Annotated in this window: 14 protein-coding genes; 7 read left to right on the top strand and 7 right to left on the bottom strand. The window is 60.8% G+C overall.

Going from position 1 to position 15,479, the window contains the following annotated elements:
* Nucleotides 1–3: 3 nt before the first annotated feature.
* Together NIT7645_RS03820 and NIT7645_RS03825 are read left to right on the top strand one after the other, a co-directional pair.
* Nucleotides 4–1,167: a M20 aminoacylase family protein gene (locus tag NIT7645_RS03820; RefSeq protein WP_008561968.1), complete on the top strand. Its 1,164-nt coding sequence runs from the start codon at nt 4–6 to the stop codon at nt 1,165–1,167.
* Nucleotides 1,168–1,258: 91 nt separating this feature from the next.
* Nucleotides 1,259–2,422: a M20 aminoacylase family protein gene (locus tag NIT7645_RS03825; RefSeq protein ID WP_008562717.1), complete on the top strand. Its 1,164-nt coding sequence runs from the start codon at nt 1,259–1,261 to the stop codon at nt 2,420–2,422.
* Nucleotides 2,423–2,480: 58 nt separating this feature from the next.
* On the opposite strand, the gene NIT7645_RS03830 is transcribed toward NIT7645_RS03825, so the two are convergent.
* The 3 genes from NIT7645_RS03830 to moaA are packed head-to-tail and all read right to left on the bottom strand — an operon-like array spanning nt 2,481 to nt 5,913.
* Entirely contained in the window at nt 2,481–3,539 is a 1,059-nt protein-coding gene (locus NIT7645_RS03830) for a glycosyltransferase family 4 protein (protein ID WP_008558998.1), read from the bottom strand.
* 12 nt (nt 3,540–3,551) lie between these two features.
* Entirely contained in the window at nt 3,552–4,904 is a 1,353-nt protein-coding gene (locus tag NIT7645_RS03835; RefSeq protein WP_050686198.1) for a 3-deoxy-D-manno-octulosonic acid transferase, read from the bottom strand.
* A 1-nt stretch (nt 4,905) separates the two neighbouring features.
* The gene (gene moaA / locus NIT7645_RS03840; protein WP_050686200.1) at nt 4,906–5,913 is read right to left on the bottom strand and encodes a GTP 3',8-cyclase MoaA; all 1,008 of its coding nucleotides are present in this window, start codon (nt 5,911–5,913) and stop codon (nt 4,906–4,908) included.
* Between the two features lie 101 nt (nt 5,914–6,014).
* On the opposite strand from moaA, the gene NIT7645_RS03845 reads away from it, so the two are divergent.
* Nucleotides 6,015–6,503 (top strand): hypothetical protein, encoded by a 489-nt coding sequence (locus NIT7645_RS03845; protein ID WP_008560589.1) that lies wholly within the window; start codon nt 6,015–6,017, stop codon nt 6,501–6,503.
* Between the two features lie 91 nt (nt 6,504–6,594).
* Here NIT7645_RS03845 and NIT7645_RS03850 read toward each other — a convergent pair whose 3' ends face one another.
* Genes NIT7645_RS03850 through glmU form a run of 3 tightly spaced genes read right to left on the bottom strand, consistent with a single transcriptional unit; the run spans nt 6,595 to nt 10,483 of the window.
* Nucleotides 6,595–7,323, bottom strand: coding sequence for a DNA alkylation repair protein (locus NIT7645_RS03850; protein ID WP_008562144.1), 729 nt, complete (start codon nt 7,321–7,323; stop codon nt 6,595–6,597).
* Complete coding sequence (gene glmS, locus NIT7645_RS03855) at nt 7,320–9,128, bottom strand: glutamine--fructose-6-phosphate transaminase (isomerizing) (protein WP_008562907.1); 1,809 nt, start codon at nt 9,126–9,128, stop codon at nt 7,320–7,322. Before glmS ends, NIT7645_RS03850 begins: the two co-directional genes overlap by 4 nt.
* Entirely contained in the window at nt 9,128–10,483 is a 1,356-nt protein-coding gene (glmU, locus tag NIT7645_RS03860) for a bifunctional UDP-N-acetylglucosamine diphosphorylase/glucosamine-1-phosphate N-acetyltransferase GlmU (protein WP_008560502.1), read from the bottom strand. Before glmU ends, glmS begins: the two co-directional genes overlap by 1 nt.
* 132 nt (nt 10,484–10,615) lie before the next feature.
* On the opposite strand from glmU, the gene NIT7645_RS03865 reads away from it, so the two are divergent.
* Both NIT7645_RS03865 and NIT7645_RS03870 read left to right on the top strand, forming a co-directional pair.
* A complete protein-coding gene (locus NIT7645_RS03865) occupies nt 10,616–11,284 on the top strand; it encodes an HAD-IA family hydrolase (protein ID WP_008559195.1) in 669 nt (222 codons plus the stop codon).
* 98 nt (nt 11,285–11,382) lie between these two features.
* The gene (locus tag NIT7645_RS03870) at nt 11,383–12,603 is read left to right on the top strand and encodes a DegT/DnrJ/EryC1/StrS family aminotransferase (RefSeq protein ID WP_008561646.1); all 1,221 of its coding nucleotides are present in this window, start codon (nt 11,383–11,385) and stop codon (nt 12,601–12,603) included.
* 38 nt (nt 12,604–12,641) lie between these two features.
* On the opposite strand, the gene NIT7645_RS03875 is transcribed toward NIT7645_RS03870, so the two are convergent.
* Nucleotides 12,642–13,706: a Hint domain-containing protein gene (locus NIT7645_RS03875; protein ID WP_008562303.1), complete on the bottom strand. Its 1,065-nt coding sequence runs from the start codon at nt 13,704–13,706 to the stop codon at nt 12,642–12,644.
* A 199-nt stretch (nt 13,707–13,905) separates the two neighbouring features.
* On the opposite strand from NIT7645_RS03875, the gene NIT7645_RS03880 reads away from it, so the two are divergent.
* Both NIT7645_RS03880 and NIT7645_RS03885 read left to right on the top strand, forming a co-directional pair.
* Nucleotides 13,906–15,066: an isovaleryl-CoA dehydrogenase gene (locus NIT7645_RS03880; RefSeq protein ID WP_008559706.1), complete on the top strand. Its 1,161-nt coding sequence runs from the start codon at nt 13,906–13,908 to the stop codon at nt 15,064–15,066.
* 36 nt (nt 15,067–15,102) lie between these two features.
* The gene (locus NIT7645_RS03885) at nt 15,103–15,447 is read left to right on the top strand and encodes a hypothetical protein (protein WP_008560775.1); all 345 of its coding nucleotides are present in this window, start codon (nt 15,103–15,105) and stop codon (nt 15,445–15,447) included.
* The last annotated feature ends 32 nt before the right edge of the window (nt 15,448–15,479 follow it).

Genomic DNA, 15,479 nt, shown 5'->3' on the forward strand with positions numbered 1-15,479 from the left:
AGAATGCCCGTCAAGAACCGCTTTGCAGATTTGCACGCCGATATTACCGCTTGGCGACGGGACATTCATGAGCATCCGGAGATCCTGTACGATACGCATCGCACCAGCGCCTTGGTTGCAGAAAAGCTGAAAGCCTTTGGCTGTGATGAGGTCGTGACCGGCATCGGGCGTACCGGTGTCGTGGGCGTGATCCGGGGGCGCGAGACGGGTTCTGGTCGCGCGGTTGGTCTGCGCGCGGACATGGATGCCTTGCCGATGCAGGAACAGACCGGATTGGCGCATGCCTCAAAGATCCCCGGCACCATGCATGGCTGCGGTCATGACGGTCACACGGCCATGCTGCTGGGGGCTGCGCAATATCTGGCAGAGACCCGCAATTTTGACGGCACTGCTGTGGTGATCTTTCAGCCGGCCGAAGAGGGGGGCAATGGCGCCGAAGCGATGGTCAAGGATGGGCTGATGGAGCGGTTCGGAATTGATGAGGTCTATGCCATCCACAATTCTCCGGGACTGGAAACCGGGCAGTTTGCCATCCGCTCCGGCGCGCTGCTTGCGTCGGTGGATGAATTCATCATTCGCCTGCAGGGCCGGGGCGGGCATGCGGCCAAACCTCATGAAACCCGTGATACCACGGTGATGATGTGCCAGCTGATCTGCGCTTTGCAGACGATTGTCGCACGCAACGTGGACCCGGTGATGCAGGGGGTTCTGTCTGTTACCTCCGCTGAAACCTCTTCCAAGGCGTTCAACGTGATACCTGATCGGGCAGAAGTGAAGGGAACTATCCGCACCCATTCCCGCGACGTGCGGGCGCAGATCCCTGATCGTCTGAGGGCGGTGACCGACGGGATCGCACAGACATTCGGGTGCACGGCCGAGGTTGAGTTTGTGAACGGCGTGCCGGTGACCATCAACGATGCTGCGGCGACCGATCACGCCCGCGCCGCAGCCGAGGCTGTGTCGGGCAGCTGTGGAGAGGTGCCGCTGTCCATGGGGGGCGAGGATTTCTCTTTCATGCTGGATGCGCGGCCCGGCGCGATGATCCGGCTGGGCAATGGCGACAGCCGCGGCCTGCACCATCCCGAATACGATTTCAACGACGACGCCATTCCTGCAGGCTGCAGTTGGCTCGTGACGATGATCGAACAGCGTTTGCCGCTGAATTGACGACACTGGCGGGGCAGAACAGCCGCGCGCGTATTGAAAGACTGGGGCAGAGCCACAGCTGTGACCTGCCATTGACGGAAAGGAAGACAACATGCCCGTAAAGAACCGTTTTGCCGAAATGCAGGAAGAAATCACCGCATGGCGCCGTGATATTCATGAACATCCCGAAATCCTGTTTGAAACCCATCGCACGAGTGCTCTCGTCGCGGAGAAGCTGAAGGAATTTGGCTGTGACGAGATCGTCACCGGCATTGGTCGAACCGGTGTTGTTGGTGTGATCAAGGGCAAGGCTGACACATCTGGAAAGGTGATTGGTCTGCGGGCCGACATGGATGCGCTGCCGATCCATGAACAGACCGGGCTGGACTATGCCTCCAAAACAGATGGCGCAATGCATGCCTGCGGCCACGACGGTCACACTGCGATGCTTCTTGGGGCCGCGAAATACCTCGCAGAGACCCGCAATTTCGACGGCACTGTCGTGGTGATCTTCCAGCCTGCCGAAGAAGGTGGCGGCGGCGGTCGCGAGATGTGCGAAGATGGCATGATGGACCGCTGGAACATTCAGGAAGTCTACGGCATGCACAACTGGCCAGGGCGCCCTGTCGGCTCCTTTGCGATCCGTCCGGGGGCTTTCTTTGCCGCGACCGACCAGTTTGACATCACATTCGAAGGCCGTGGTGGCCATGCCGCGAAGCCGCAGGAAACCATCGACACCACCGTGATGTCGGCGCAGGCGGTTCTGGCGCTGCAGACCATTGCCTCGCGCAATGCCGACCCGGTTGAGCAGATCGTTGTCTCCGTGACCTCCTTTGAGACGTCCTCGAAAGCGTTCAACGTCATTCCGCAGAGCGTCCAGATCAAAGGCACAGTGCGCACGATGTCCGCAGACATGCGCGACCTTGCCGAAAAGCGGATCAAGGAAATTTGTGCTGGTGTTGCGGCGACCTTTGGTGGAACGGCAGATGTGACCTACTATCGCGGGTATCCGGTGATGGTGAACCACGAAGAGCAGACCGATTTTGCCGCCAAGGTGGCAGAGGGTATCTCTGGGTCTTGCGAAGAGGCCCCGCTGGTCATGGGCGGTGAAGACTTTGCTTTCATGCTCGAAGAGCGCCCCGGTGCCTATATCCTGGTCGGTAATGGCGACACCGCAGCGGTGCACCACCCTGAATACAACTTCACCGACGATGCCATCCCTGCCGGCTGCAGCTGGTGGGCTGAAATTGTCGAACAGCGGATGCCTGCCGCCTGATCCAGGCCCGTCGACTGAAATGAAAAAACCGCCCTCTCATCGGGGGCGGTTTTTTTTGTCAGCTTTGCGCGGAGGAGGGGGCGCCCCATAAGGCGTCGTAGACCGCGCCGATGCCGTCTGCCTCCTTTTGCGCGCTGAAACTGTGCAGCGCAACGTCCCGTGCCCGCGCGGCCATTGCCCCAAAGGCGTCTGCATCGCTCAGCACGCCCAAGGTCGCATCCACAGCGTCACCGACGGCCCCCAACGGGACGACACGCCCAACGGTTTCTTGCGCAGAAAAGGACCGGTAGTAGCCCGTATCAGAACCGACAAACGGCACAGCGCTGGCCAGACCTTCCAGTGGCGCCATACCGTAGCCTTCGTAGCGGGGGAGTTGCACAACCAGCGACAAGGCCCGCATCACACGTGGCAGGTCAGCTGCGGGGATCTCGCCGGGAAACAGGATCCGGTCGCTCAGGCCTGCGTCCTTGATGCGGGCCTGCAACCCTTTCAGAAACCCCTGATGTTCCCGCGCGGCCCGGCCCACGATCAGCGCCACCACGTCCGGCTGTTGTGGCAAAACCTGCAGCATCGTGTCCACAAACAGGTCCGTGCCTTTTTCAGGGCGAATACGTCCGACCGTTGCGATCCCTCTGCCGCCGCCATAGCCCAGTGAGGCCCATGCCGTTTCCCGGTTCTCGGCAGGGCAGAACACATCGGTATCCACGCCATGCGGCACCACGGCGCGTACATGCGGGACGTATGTTGCAGCGGCTTCTGTGGTGGCAATGACCGCATCCATGCGCGAGATCAGCCAGCGCGGAAACGCGGAATGGCGACGCTGCGCTGCGGAGGTGAAGACGATCCTGATCGGCAGGCGCAGCACATCGCGGGCCCAGATCGCTGCCCGCATTTCCGTGTTGCGACGCACATGCCAGATCGCAAAGGGCTTGTCGCTGGCATGTCTGCGCGTTGCGGCGCGGGCGGCAGCGACGCTGATGGGGTCGGGGCAGCCGGGCAGCGGGCGGCCGACCAGCGCCATGTCATATCGTCGGGCCTGCTGGCGGACGACATTGGCTGCTGTTGCCGATACCCCGGTAAAGTTGCGGTTGAAGTTCGTAACAAGAAGATCGGCCATGATGAAATATCTTTAACGGCGGGGGCGGCTGGGGGGGGGCCCCTGAAGGTTGAGCGTTTCAATCAGCAGATCGACGACCCCATCAAGTGCGGCCGCCTGTGACAGCACAACACTGCGGGCCGCATCGCGGGCCTGGTCAAGCGAGCTGCAGTCGCTGAGCCAGGTCTGCACGGCTGCTGCGAGGCTCTGGCCATCCTGGACTTCGACGGCGCCACCGGCAGCAATCAGGGGAGGGAAGGTTTCAGCGAAATTTGAATACCCCGGACCGGTCAGCACGGCTGACCCTGCTTGGGCGACCTCAAAGGGGTTGTGGCCCCCAATCGGTGCCAAGGATCCGCCAAGGAAAACAATGGGCGAGAGCGCATACCAGGTCCCGACTTCGCCCAATGTGTCTGCGAGATAAATCTGGATGTCGGAGGTCAGCGCCTCTCCCTTGCTGCGCTGCGCAAATGTCAGCCCGGCCTTGCGGATCAGATCAGCAACTTCATCCGCGCGCTCGGGGTGGCGAGGGGCAAGCAGCAGGCAAAGTGAGGGATCAGTCTCAAGCAGCGCCTTGTGAGCCGCAATGACGGCCTGTTCTTCCCCTCTGTGTGTCGAACTCGCGATCCAGACGCGGCGGCGACCAAGCGCTGTGCGAACGGCCTCCAGCGCGGCGCGATCAATCGGCAGAGGGGCGGATCCCGCCTTGAGATTGCCGCTGGGGTGCACCCGCTCTGCACTGGCCCCGAGCTCGATGAGGATCTCGCCCATTTCCGGGTTCTGGCTCAGCAGGACGTCGAACTGTTGCATGACAAAGGCAGCCACCGCAGGCTTGGATTTCCAGCGCTCGATTGATTTGGCAGACAGACGGGCATTCACCAGCGCCAGTTTGCAGCCTTCGCGCTTTGCCGCGTCCAGCGTGACAGGCCAGAGTTCGCTTTCAACAAAAAGGGCGGCGTCAGGTTTCCAATGGGACAGGAACCGGCGCACCGGTCCGCTTGCATCCAGCGGGGCAAACTGATGACGGCAGCGTTCTGGCAAACGCTTGGCCATCATGTCGGCAGAGCTGGCGGTGCCGGAGGTCAGCAGAAACTCGGCCTGCGGCAGACGCGGCAGCAGCTTGTCGATCAGGCTCAGCGCGGCCAGGCTTTCACCGACAGAGGCCCCGTGAAACCAGACCAGCGGCTTGTGCGTGCCATCTGCCGTCGTGGACGCGGGACGTGGGAGGCTTGCATACCCAAGACGCTCGCGCTGACGTTCCGGGCTGACGCCATGTTCAGCCAGTTTGCCTGCCACCTTGCGAAAGGCAAAAGGCGCGAGCAGCGTTGTGGCTGCGCGGTAGATATGGAACAGCGCCGGACGGTCGGCGGATGTGTCGCGGGTCATCTCAGCCGCCGGTATGGCTCATGTGGCGGGGCATCTGCCCGTCTAGCCGCTGGCGGGAATAGTCGAAATCATGGCCTTTGGGCTTGTGCAGGATCGCGGCTCGGATGGCGTCTTCCAGCGCGGTTTCATCATTGGGATGATCGCGCAACGGCGCGCGCAGATCGGCCATGTCTTCTTGGCCCAGGCACATGTACAGCTCACCGGTGCAGGTGAGACGCACGCGATTGCAGCTTTCGCAGAAATTATGCGACAGCGGTGTGATGAAACCGATCTTCTGGCCGGTTTCCTCGAGCCGGACATAGCGGGCTGGCCCGCCGGTCCGCTCTGTCAGGTCGCTCACGGTGTAGTGGTCTTCATAGGCGCGGCGCACGTCCTTGAGGGACCAGTATTGGCCCAGACGGTTTTCATTTCCGATATCGCCCATCGGCATGACCTCGATCCAGGTGAGATCCATATCGCGCTCAGCGCACCAGCGGGTGATGCTGGGCAGCTCGTCCTCGTTGAACCCCTTGAGGGCTACGGCGTTGATCTTGATCCGCAACCCGGCCTTTTGCGCCGCATCAATGCCGCGCATCACTTGCGGCAGGCGCCCCCAGCGGGTGATGTCGGCAAATTTGCCCTCGTCGATGGTGTCCAGAGATACATTCACCCGTCGTACTCCGGCGTCATAGAGATCCTGAGCGTATTTCTCCAGCTGAGAGCCGTTTGTCGTCAGCGTCAGCTCTTTCAGGGCACCGCTGTCAAGGTGGCGGGTCATGGCGCGGAAAAAGGTCATGATGTCACGCCGCACCAATGGTTCACCGCCAGTGATGCGCAGCTTTTCAACCCCCATGCCGACAAAGGTCGAACACATCCGGTCCAGTTCCTCAAGCGTGAGGAGATCCTTCTTGGGCAGGAAGGTCATGTTTTCGGACATGCAATAGACGCAGCGAAAATCGCAGCGGTCGGTCACCGAAACGCGCAGGTAGGTGATTGCGCGGGCGAAGGGATCAATCAGCGGAGCAGCCATTCTTCTTAGGTAAAGCCGCTATGGGCCTGCGGCAAGAGGGGAGTTGCAATCAGCCTTGTTTGTCACTGGTCAACACCAGAGAGCGGGGCTAGGGTCAGGCCATGCGTTATTCTGTTTTGATCCTTTCATCCGTCGCCTTTGTGGGTGCTTGTGGCCCGCTGCAGTGGAATTCTTCCATTCTTGGGCCGCGCAGCGGCGGTGGTTCGGCCCCCGTTGCACCCGCGTCACCATCAACCGTGCCTGCTGCGCCGGACGTAGCGGCCACGCCGCTTGCACCGCTGGAGGCCGGGACCACATCTGTTGCACCGGCACCGGGAACGTCCGCAACCAGTGCAGGCTACACGGGGCGCGCCACAACAGTGGCGAGCCTTGGTGATCCGTCCCAACCGGGCCTGTGGATGGAGACGCCGCTTGTCTCTTCTGCGCAGCGCGCGCGGGTACGCAGCCCCCGTGGCAACGAGGTCGTGCTGACCCTGCGACCGATCGAAGGGGCTGCCGGTGCAGGAAGCCGCCTGTCGATTGATGCGATGCGCGCGTTGGGGTTGCCGTTGACCGAACTGGTAGAGGTTCAGGTTCTGCCAGCGGGCTGAGCGGGCCAGCCTGGTAAGTTGGGAGTAAATCAAAACGGCGCGGGTGACCGCGCCGTTTTGGTGTTTGCCACATGGTCCGTTGGACGACCGGTCAGCTTGCCGCGTCCTCCTGCGAGGAGGCGGCTGCGCCTTGTTGTGCGGACTTGCGCAGGTATTTGGCCGCTTCCTTGCGGGCAAAGGCTTTCATCGCTTCGCCATGCTGCAGCAGAAAGGCGCGGCTCATGTCCGGGTCATGTTTTGACAGATCACGGATCCACCAGGCGACCGCCTTTTGGATGAACCAGTTGCGATCATGGACATAGCTGGCGGCCCAGGCGACGATCTGTTCGCGCTGGTCCAGTTCGGCAGGTTTCGGGTTGGCCAGTTTCGCCCAGGGCAAAGTGCTGACCAATGCGGCGCGGCGGGTCCACATGTGTTCTGACGTGGTCCATTCGCTGATCTCCTCCAGCCGCGCCGGCTGGGCCTGAAGGCGCTTGCCGATGGCTGATGCAACCGCATCCGCGATGGCCCAGCTGTCAAAGTCCGCAACCCAAGATGTCTGCAGCTGCCAAACGGCCTCGTCTTCCTTGATCCGAGCCTGCGTCAGCAACTTGGCCGCCAGAATGCGGGCCTCAAAGATGTTGCTCTGCCACAACTCTGCTGCAAGGTTGATGCGGGCGTCGAGGTCAAGTTGCTGTCGCCAGCTCTTGGCCAGATCGTTGAGCGCAACATTCGAAACGCCAAGCACCTCGCGGCTCTGCTTGTGGTAGGCCGCCATCTGTTCTGCCCGGCCCGGCTCAATATGGGTCCTCAGCGCCTCCAGCGCGTCGTCGCAGGTCATTCGACGGTCACGGATTTGGCGAGGTTTCGAGGCTGGTCCACATCGGTGCCCTTGGCAATCGCGGTGAAATAGGCGATCTGCTGCGCCGGTACGGCATAGAGGATCGGCGCGAGCGCATCAGGGATCTGCGGCATGATGATCACCTCATGGGTGCCTTCGCCAGCGATCTTTGCGCCTTCGGCATCAGTCACCAGGATCACCTTGCCACCACGGGCCATGACCTCCTGCATGTTGGAGACTGTTTTCTCAAACAACTCGTCTCGCGGAGCCAGCACCACCACGGGCACCTTTTCATCAATCAATGCAATCGGCCCATGTTTCAGTTCGCCGCTGGCGTAGCCTTCGGCGTGGATATAGCTCAGTTCCTTCAGCTTCAGCGCACCCTCAAGTGCCAATGGGTACAGCTGGCCCCGGCCAAGGAAGATGATGTCCTGAGCCTTGGCAAGGCTGCGGGCAGAGGCGGCAATCTGTTTTTCGCCTGCGAGCGACTGGTGGATCAGTCCGGGCAGGGATCGCAGATCACCCGGCATGCCATCAGGCAGTGGCAGGCCACGCTGTTCAGCAGCACGCAGCGCCAACAGCAGCAGGATCGACAGCTGACAGGTAAAGGCCTTGGTGGATGCGACCGAAATCTCGGGCCCGGCATGAAGCGGCAGGATCACATCGCTTTCACGTGCGATCGAACTCTCGGGTACGTTGACCAGCCCGACGATCTTTTCTGCCTTGCCGTCCATATACCGCAGCGCTGCCAGCGTATCGGCTGTTTCGCCGGACTGAGAAACAAACAACGCAAGCGTATTGGGTGCCACAGGAGGCTCGCGATAGCGGAACTCCGAGGCCACATCGACCTCAACCGGCAGACGGGCGATCCGTTCAAACCAGTATTTGGCGACCATGCAGGCGTAGAACGCAGTGCCGCAGGCCACCATCGTGAGACGCTCGACTTTGGTGAAATCCAGCCCCTCCGGCAGGGTGATCTCTGCGTTGTCGTTCATGTAGGCCTTGAGCGCGCGATCAATGGCGACGGGCTGCTCCGCAATCTCCTTGGCCATGAAATGCTTGTGCCCGTCTTTGTCGACGCGGGCGTTTTCCAGAACGATCTTGCGCTTTTCGCGGTTTGCAATCGCGCCGCGCTGGTCGCGGATTTCAAGGCTGTTGCGGGTCAGGACCGCGAAATCGCCCTCTTCCAGGTAGCTGATTTCATCCGTGAAAGGCGCGAGCGCGATGGCATCGGAGCCAACAAACATCTCGCCGTCGCCATGACCCACCGCCAGGGGGGAGCCCTTGCGCGCCGCGATCATCAGATCCTCCTCGCCTTCAAACAAGAAGGCGAGGGCAAACGCCCCATCAAGCTGCTGAACGGTTTCGTAGGCCGCATCAACGGGGGCTTTCCCGTCGGCAATCAACGACTCGCACAGAAGGGCGACAGTTTCCGTGTCGGTTTCAGTGGCAAAGGTGATGCCCTTGCGGCCCAGATCCGCGCGCAGGTCCTTGAAGTTCTCGATGATGCCATTGTGAACAACAGCAACACGGCCCGCGCGGTGGGGGTGGGCGTTGCCCACGGTCGGGGCCCCGTGGGTGGCCCAACGGGTGTGACCGATGCCGGATTTTCCAGCCAGCGGCTCATGCACCAAAAGGTCCGATAGATTGGCGAGCTTGCCCACCGCACGGCGCCGGGCGAGATCACCGTTGTTGACGGTTGCAATCCCGGCGCTGTCGTAGCCGCGGTATTCCAGCCGCTTCAGTGCCTCGACAAGAATGGGGGCTGCCTCGTGATTGCCGAGAACACCGACGATGCCACACATTATTCGGCTCCTTTCTGGAGACGGGCCTTCTTGGCGCGCAGCATGTCCATCAGCTTGCGGGCTCGGCCGGGTTTGTTTTGCTGTTCGGCGCGGCCAAGGGCCAGCGCGCCGTCCTCGATATTCTTGGTCACCACTGTGCCTGTCGCGGTCATGGCCTCATGACCCACCTTGACCGGCGCAATCAGCATGGTGTTCGAGCCGATAAAGGCGCGCGCACCAATTTCGGTGCGGTGCTTCATCACGCCGTCGTAGTTGCAGGTGATGGTGCCCGCCCCGATGTTGGTGGCGGCTCCGACGCTGGCGTCGCCGATATAGCTCAGATGGTTGACCTTGGCGCCTTCGGCGATCTCGGCGTTTTTGATTTCGACAAAGTTGCCGATATGCGTGTCTTCGGCGAGCTCCGCTCCGGGGCGCAGGCGCGCATACGGGCCGACCTTGGCGCCGCGCGAGACATGACAGCCTTCCAAATGGGAAAACGCCCGGATCAAGGCGCCGCTTTCCACTGTGACGCCGGGACCGAAAACCACATTGGGTTCGATCACAGTGTCTCGCCCGATCATGGTGTCAAACGCCAGGTAGACGGTTTCCGGCGCCATCAGCGTTACGCCCAGATCCAGCAGCTCTGCACGCGCCTTGGCCTGGAATACGGCATCTGCCTTTGCCAGTTCCGCACGGGAGTTGATGCCAAGCGTCTCAGCCTCATCGCAGGACACGGCGGTGACACTCAGGCCTTCGGCGCGCGCAAGGGCAGGCAGGTCCGTCAGATAGTATTCCCCGGCGGCATTGTCGTTGCCGACCTTCTCCAGCAGTCCAAGCATCTGCTTTGCGTCGCCTGCCATCAGACCAGAGTTGCAGAAGGTGATTGTCCGCTCTTCCTCGCTTGCGTCCTTGTACTCGACGATCTTTTCGAGCGTATCGCCCCGCATCACCAACCGGCCATAGCGTGCAGGATCTGCGGCCTCAAAGCCCAGGACGACCAGATCGGCGCGGGCGCGAGCGGCGACCATGCGTTCGATGGTGTCGGCGCTGATGAACGGCGTATCACCGTAAAGCACCACGATATCCCCATCAAATCCCGAAAGGGCATCCTTGGCCTGCGCGACGGCGTGACCGGTGCCCAGCTGTTCTTCTTGCAGCACCACGGTGGCTGTTTCGTCGATCTCGGCAACTGCTGCGCGGACCAGATCAGCCCCGTGACCGGCCACCACGATGGTGCGTTCCGGCTCAAGCGACCGCCCGGCGACCATGGCGTGTTCCAGCATCGGAACCTGCGCAATCGGATGCAGAACCTTTGGAAGGTCAGAGTTCATCCGCGTGCCTTTGCCTGCGGCCAGAATGACGAGGGCTGTGCTCATGTTTTCTTTTCTCTTTGTCTTTTCAGCGCCCCCGTTTTATCCGCTAACAGCAGGCGTGCAAGGCAAAGCGCCATCAAACAAGGTTGCGTCCTGCAACAAGCGGCGGCGGAAATGCGCCGAGAGAGGGTAAATATGCGAACTGTTATCTTCGATCTGGATGGCACATTGGCGGACACGTCGGGTGATCTGCTTGCTGCTGCCAATGCCTGTTTCCGTGAGATGGGTTTGGGTGATCTGCTGACGCGAGAGCGAGATGCCGGCACCGCATTGCGGGGGGGCAAGGCCATGTTGACTGCTGGTCTTGAGCGCGCTGGAAAGTTTGAAGAGGCGCTGGTGGAGGAGTTCTATCCGGTTCTGCTGTCGCATTACCGGGATGCGATTGACCATCACACCGTCATGTACCCCGGTGCGATGGATGCGGTGGAGCAGCTGAAATCCGATGGGTTTGGCGTTGGGATCTGCACCAACAAACCCGAAGCTCTGGCTGAGAAACTGATGCAGAGCCTGGGTGTGCGGGATGCGTTTCATTCGCTTGTGGGCGCCGACACGCTGCCGGTGCGCAAACCCGATCCCGCGCCGCTGTTTGAAGCCGCGCGCCGGGCCGGTGGTGCCCCCGACAAGACCATTCTCATTGGCGATACCATCACGGACCGTACCACTTCGGCCAATGCTGGGGTGCCGTCGGTTCTTGTGACCTTTGGCCCATCGGGCGAAGACATGGCCGCGCTCAAGCCCGAAGCCCTGCTGTCAGATTTTGCGCATTTGCCTGCCATCGTGGCAGAGTTGATTGGCCGCAACTGATTTGGGTTGCACAGCGCGAGGATGAATTCTGTGGCATGGCAGCCGATCTGGTGATCTGAGCCTTGACCTGCTTCGTCATGGCGCGCACTACTCGGCCCATGACGGACGTTTTCAAGGGTAACTTTACCCAGCAAGAACCCATCCCCGAAGCCGCCATCGAGGCCGCAGTCGACGTGATGCGTCACGGTCGGCTCCATCGGTATAATGTGGCAGACGGCGAGGCGGGGGAAACCACCCTTCTGGAAGAAGAGTTTGCGGCCCAGATGGGCGCGCCCTATGCGCTTGCGGTGGCGTCGGGTGGCTATGCGCTTGCAACGGCCTTGCGGGCGGTTGGGGTGAAGCCGGGGGACAGGGTTCTGACAAACGCCTTTACCCTCGCGCCGGTGCCGGGCTCTATCGCCTCGGTTGGGGCGCGGCCGGTCTATGTCGGTGTCACCGAGGCTTTGACGCTGGATCTGGAGGATCTGGCCGGGCAGCTTGCGCAGGCAGATCATCCTAAGGTGCTCATGCTGTCGCACATGCGGGGCCATCTTTGCGATATGGACCGATTGATGGAGATCTGTGACGCTGCCGGGGTCACGGTGATTGAGGATTGCGCCCACACGATGGGCGCGCGCTGGAATGGCACGCTGTCCGGTCGGCACGGCGCGGTTGGGTGTTATTCCTGCCAGACATACAAACACGTGAATTCGGGCGAAGGTGGCTTGCTGGTGACTTCGGACGAGGAGATCGCCGCCCGCGCGATCATGCTCTCTGGCTCTTACATGCTGTATTCTCGCCACCGTGCGGCACCGGATCCGGAAGTCTTTGAGCGGGTGAAATATGTGACCCCGAATATTTCCGGGCGCATGGACAATCTGCGGGCAGCCATTTTGCGGCCGCAGCTGCAGGATCTTGAGGCGCAGGTGGACCGCTGGAATGCCCGTTATCGTCGGCTTGAAGCAGGGCTGCGCGATACACCTGGGCTGACCGTGATCGACCGCCCTGAACCTGAGCACTTTGTCGGATCGTCCATTCAGTTCCTGCTCTTGGATTGGTCTGCGGACGGGGTCGAAGACGTCCTGCGCCGCTGTGCTGCCCGTGGAGTTGAACTGAAATGGTTTGGTGCGCCTGAACCGGTTGCCTTTACCTCTCGCTATGACAGCTGGCGGTATGCCGACGCACCTGCCATGCCCAAAACAGACAGGGTGTTGGCGGGCATTATCGATATGCGCGTACCGCTGACCTTTTCGCTTGAGGATTGCGACCAGATTGCTCGCATTATCCGCAGTGAAGTCAGCGCTGTTTTTCAGGCGGGTGGCGCAGCGCCTGGCGTCTGACGGTCTGTTTTCCCCGCCCGTGTCGGCGCCGTGATGGATCAGGCTGCATCCAGGACAGGGTGTTGGTTTTTGGCGAGCCGTTGAATCAGCCGCTTCTGGCGGGCTGTCTCCGGTATCGGGCGGGCAGATGCGGCCGCGGTTCCGGTGCGGTGCACAAGATGGGGAAAGAGCGCTTGCAGCTCTTCCTGTGCGGCTGGGGTAAGCGCAGCAAAAGACCGCTCAGTCACCAAAAGGCTTTCACTTGGGGCGCCGTTGGCCCGGACAATTTCATGATTGTCGAACAACATGTGAAAGTAGCTGACGGGCTCTGTGCCCTCGCTGATTTCGATGCCGGGCAGGTCAGTCAGCCTTATGGCTGGCAGCAGGATTTCCTGGCTGCCAAACATGCGCCCTGCCACGCGAGAGCGCACCAGCATCCGGTGTTGCCGTGAAACCTCCAGCGGCTGTGTCGGAAGACCCGCGCCCAATGCACCGGTGTCGATGCGCACCGGCTTCAGTTTGGCGTTGCGTGTCATTTCGTCGGGCCGAACAACCCGCCGCCCGATCCAGCGCAGCGGCTTTGCACCGGTTTCGGTGAGGATGATGTCACCGGCTTGCAGGGTTTCGATCGCGCGAGGCCCGTCTGGCGTTCCAATCATCGTGCCACCGCAAAAGCACACAATCAGGGAGATGTTGTCGACAATCGCGCCGAGACTGTTGTCTTTGCCCAGCTCTGTCAGGCGGAGGGTGTAGTCGCCCGCGCTGTCAAAGGTCACGTCGAGGCTGACCTGGGTAAAGCTGTTGGTGGTTGGAAGGACTGTCATGGAGGCGATGACAGTGCCGTCAGATGCCAGAACCTCAACGGCAAAACCTTCGGTTCCGGCCTGATTGAGCGACGCATTGCGCAGTGCTGCATCCAGGGTGACCGCCGTTTGGATCGGGCCATCAACGCGGAACGTCTGCTGCATCACCGTGGTCTGATTGGCACGACCGTCCATTTCGGCCACCCGGTTGGAGGAGCCGTTGTTGAGATAGGCACCCTCGCTATAGCTCGTCTCAAGGTCATTTCCGGTCCAATAGGCCGAGCCGGAATCAAAGGTGCCGTTGATGATCAGATTACGCATTGGGCTGCCACGGGTTACCAAAACCTGAATTGTTGTCACACGATACTATGGCGCAAGCAAGGCAACCCTTGGATGTTTGTTAATGTTTCAATCGCTTGTGAAGGTTTAGCGGTCTGCTGTGCGAGGTTGTTGACTGGGGGCGGGGTATATGCCTATTAATGAACAACTGTTCAATAATGGATTGGTTCGGGAGGAATCGATGTTTAACGCGAGTATGACCTTCGACCTGGGCGAGGACGTGAACGCCCTTCGCGATATGGTGCATCGTTGGGCGCAAGAGCGCATCAAGCCGATGGCGCAGGAAATCGATCAGAAAAACGAGTTCCCCGCCGAACTGTGGCAGGAGATGGGGGAGCTGGGTCTGCTCGGTATCACGGTGCCCGAAGAATTCGGTGGTGCAGGCATGTCCTATCTGGCCCACACTGTTGCGGTCGAAGAAATCGCCCGCGCCAGCGCCTCGGTGTCGCTGTCCTATGGGGCGCATTCGAACCTCTGCGTGAACCAGATCAAACTGAACGCCAGTGAAGAGCAAAAGCAGAAGTATCTGCCGCGGCTGATTTCCGGCGAACATGTCGGCGCCCTGGCGATGTCCGAAGCGGGCGCTGGGTCTGACGTTGTGTCGATGAGCCTGCGGGCCGAAAAGCGCAATGACCACTTCCGTTTGAACGGCAACAAATACTGGATCACCAACGGCCCCGATGCTGACACTCTGGTGGTCTATGCCAAAACGGATCCTGAGGCTGGTTCCAAAGGGATCACGGCTTTCCTCATCGAAAAGGAAATGAAGGGCTTTTCCACTTCGCAGCACTTCGACAAGCTGGGGATGCGTGGGTCCAATACGGCAGAGCTGGTCTTTGAGGATGTGGAAGTCCCGTTTGAGAACATTCTGGGCGAAGAGGGCAAGGGCGTGCGCGTCCTGATGTCCGGTCTCGACTACGAGCGTGTTGTCTTGGCAGGTATCGGCACCGGGATCATGGCCGCCTGCATGGACGAGATGATGCCTTACATGAAAGAACGTAAACAGTTCGGCCAGCCGATCGGGAACTTCCAGCTGATGCAGGGCAAGATCGCGGATATGTACACCGCGATGAACACCGCCCGGGCCTATGTCTATGAAGTCGCAAAGGCCTGTGACAAGGGCACCGTCACCCGGCAGGACGCAGCAGCGTGCTGCCTCTATGCTTCTGAGGTTGCGATGACGCAGGCTCATCAGGCGGTTCAGGCTTTTGGCGGTGCAGGGTATCTCAACGACAATCCGGTTGGCCGGATCTTCCGCGATGCCAAGCTGATGGAAATCGGCGCAGGCACCAGCGAAATTCGCCGCATGCTGATTGGCCGCGAGCTGATGGGCCAGATGTAATGGCGCTCCGGTCCTGATCAGAACAAGGATGCAGTCATGCGGGTGATCTACTGGGGGCCCTTTGTTCTGCTGACGCTGGTTCTGGCCGGGATCGGATTTCGCTACGGTGTGATGCGACAGGGGATCACGGAGTCCGACGTCATCACCCTTTATGCGCAACGCTACCTTGCCGATCATGCAGCATCCGGACTGGAGGGTGTGCCCCGGACAACCGACTGCTCTGCCCGGCCTGGCAATGGCCCCTGGACGTGGTTGGTCGTGACATGTGGGGTGGCGGATGAACATGACGCGGCGCTGTTTCGTTACGAGGTAAACTGGCTCGGCGGTTTGATCCGCCACAGTGGACCAACCCCTCGTTTGCCCGGCGCGCCAAAGACGTGAGCTGCAATAAAGAAAGGCGCCGCAGAAGCGAC

The sequence above is a fragment of the Phaeobacter italicus genome (assembly GCF_001258055.1).
Classification (GTDB): Bacteria; Pseudomonadota; Alphaproteobacteria; order Rhodobacterales; family Rhodobacteraceae; genus Phaeobacter; species Phaeobacter italicus.

Excerpts from the sequence above, each read along its gene's own strand:
- NIT7645_RS03865 (WP_008559195.1), top strand. The coding sequence starts at position 10,616 with ATGCGAACTGTTATCTTCGATCTGGATGGCACATTGGCGGACACGTCG.
- NIT7645_RS03850 (WP_008562144.1), bottom strand. The coding sequence starts at position 7,323 with ATGACCTGCGACGACGCGCTGGAGGCGCTGAGGACCCATATTGAGCCG.
- NIT7645_RS03880 (WP_008559706.1), top strand. The coding sequence starts at position 13,906 with ATGTTTAACGCGAGTATGACCTTCGACCTGGGCGAGGACGTGAACGCC.
- NIT7645_RS03845 (WP_008560589.1), top strand. The coding sequence starts at position 6,015 with ATGCGTTATTCTGTTTTGATCCTTTCATCCGTCGCCTTTGTGGGTGCT.
- glmS (WP_008562907.1), bottom strand. The coding sequence starts at position 9,128 with ATGTGTGGCATCGTCGGTGTTCTCGGCAATCACGAGGCAGCCCCCATT.
- moaA (WP_050686200.1), bottom strand. The coding sequence starts at position 5,913 with ATGGCTGCTCCGCTGATTGATCCCTTCGCCCGCGCAATCACCTACCTG.
- NIT7645_RS03820 (WP_008561968.1), top strand. The coding sequence starts at position 4 with ATGCCCGTCAAGAACCGCTTTGCAGATTTGCACGCCGATATTACCGCT.
- NIT7645_RS03875 (WP_008562303.1), bottom strand. The coding sequence starts at position 13,706 with ATGCGTAATCTGATCATCAACGGCACCTTTGATTCCGGCTCGGCCTAT.
- NIT7645_RS03825 (WP_008562717.1), top strand. The coding sequence starts at position 1,259 with ATGCCCGTAAAGAACCGTTTTGCCGAAATGCAGGAAGAAATCACCGCA.
- NIT7645_RS03885 (WP_008560775.1), top strand. The coding sequence starts at position 15,103 with ATGCGGGTGATCTACTGGGGGCCCTTTGTTCTGCTGACGCTGGTTCTG.
- NIT7645_RS03830 (WP_008558998.1), bottom strand. The coding sequence starts at position 3,539 with ATGGCCGATCTTCTTGTTACGAACTTCAACCGCAACTTTACCGGGGTA.
- NIT7645_RS03835 (WP_050686198.1), bottom strand. The coding sequence starts at position 4,904 with ATGACCCGCGACACATCCGCCGACCGTCCGGCGCTGTTCCATATCTAC.
- glmU (WP_008560502.1), bottom strand. The coding sequence starts at position 10,483 with ATGAGCACAGCCCTCGTCATTCTGGCCGCAGGCAAAGGCACGCGGATG.
- NIT7645_RS03870 (WP_008561646.1), top strand. The coding sequence starts at position 11,383 with ATGACGGACGTTTTCAAGGGTAACTTTACCCAGCAAGAACCCATCCCC.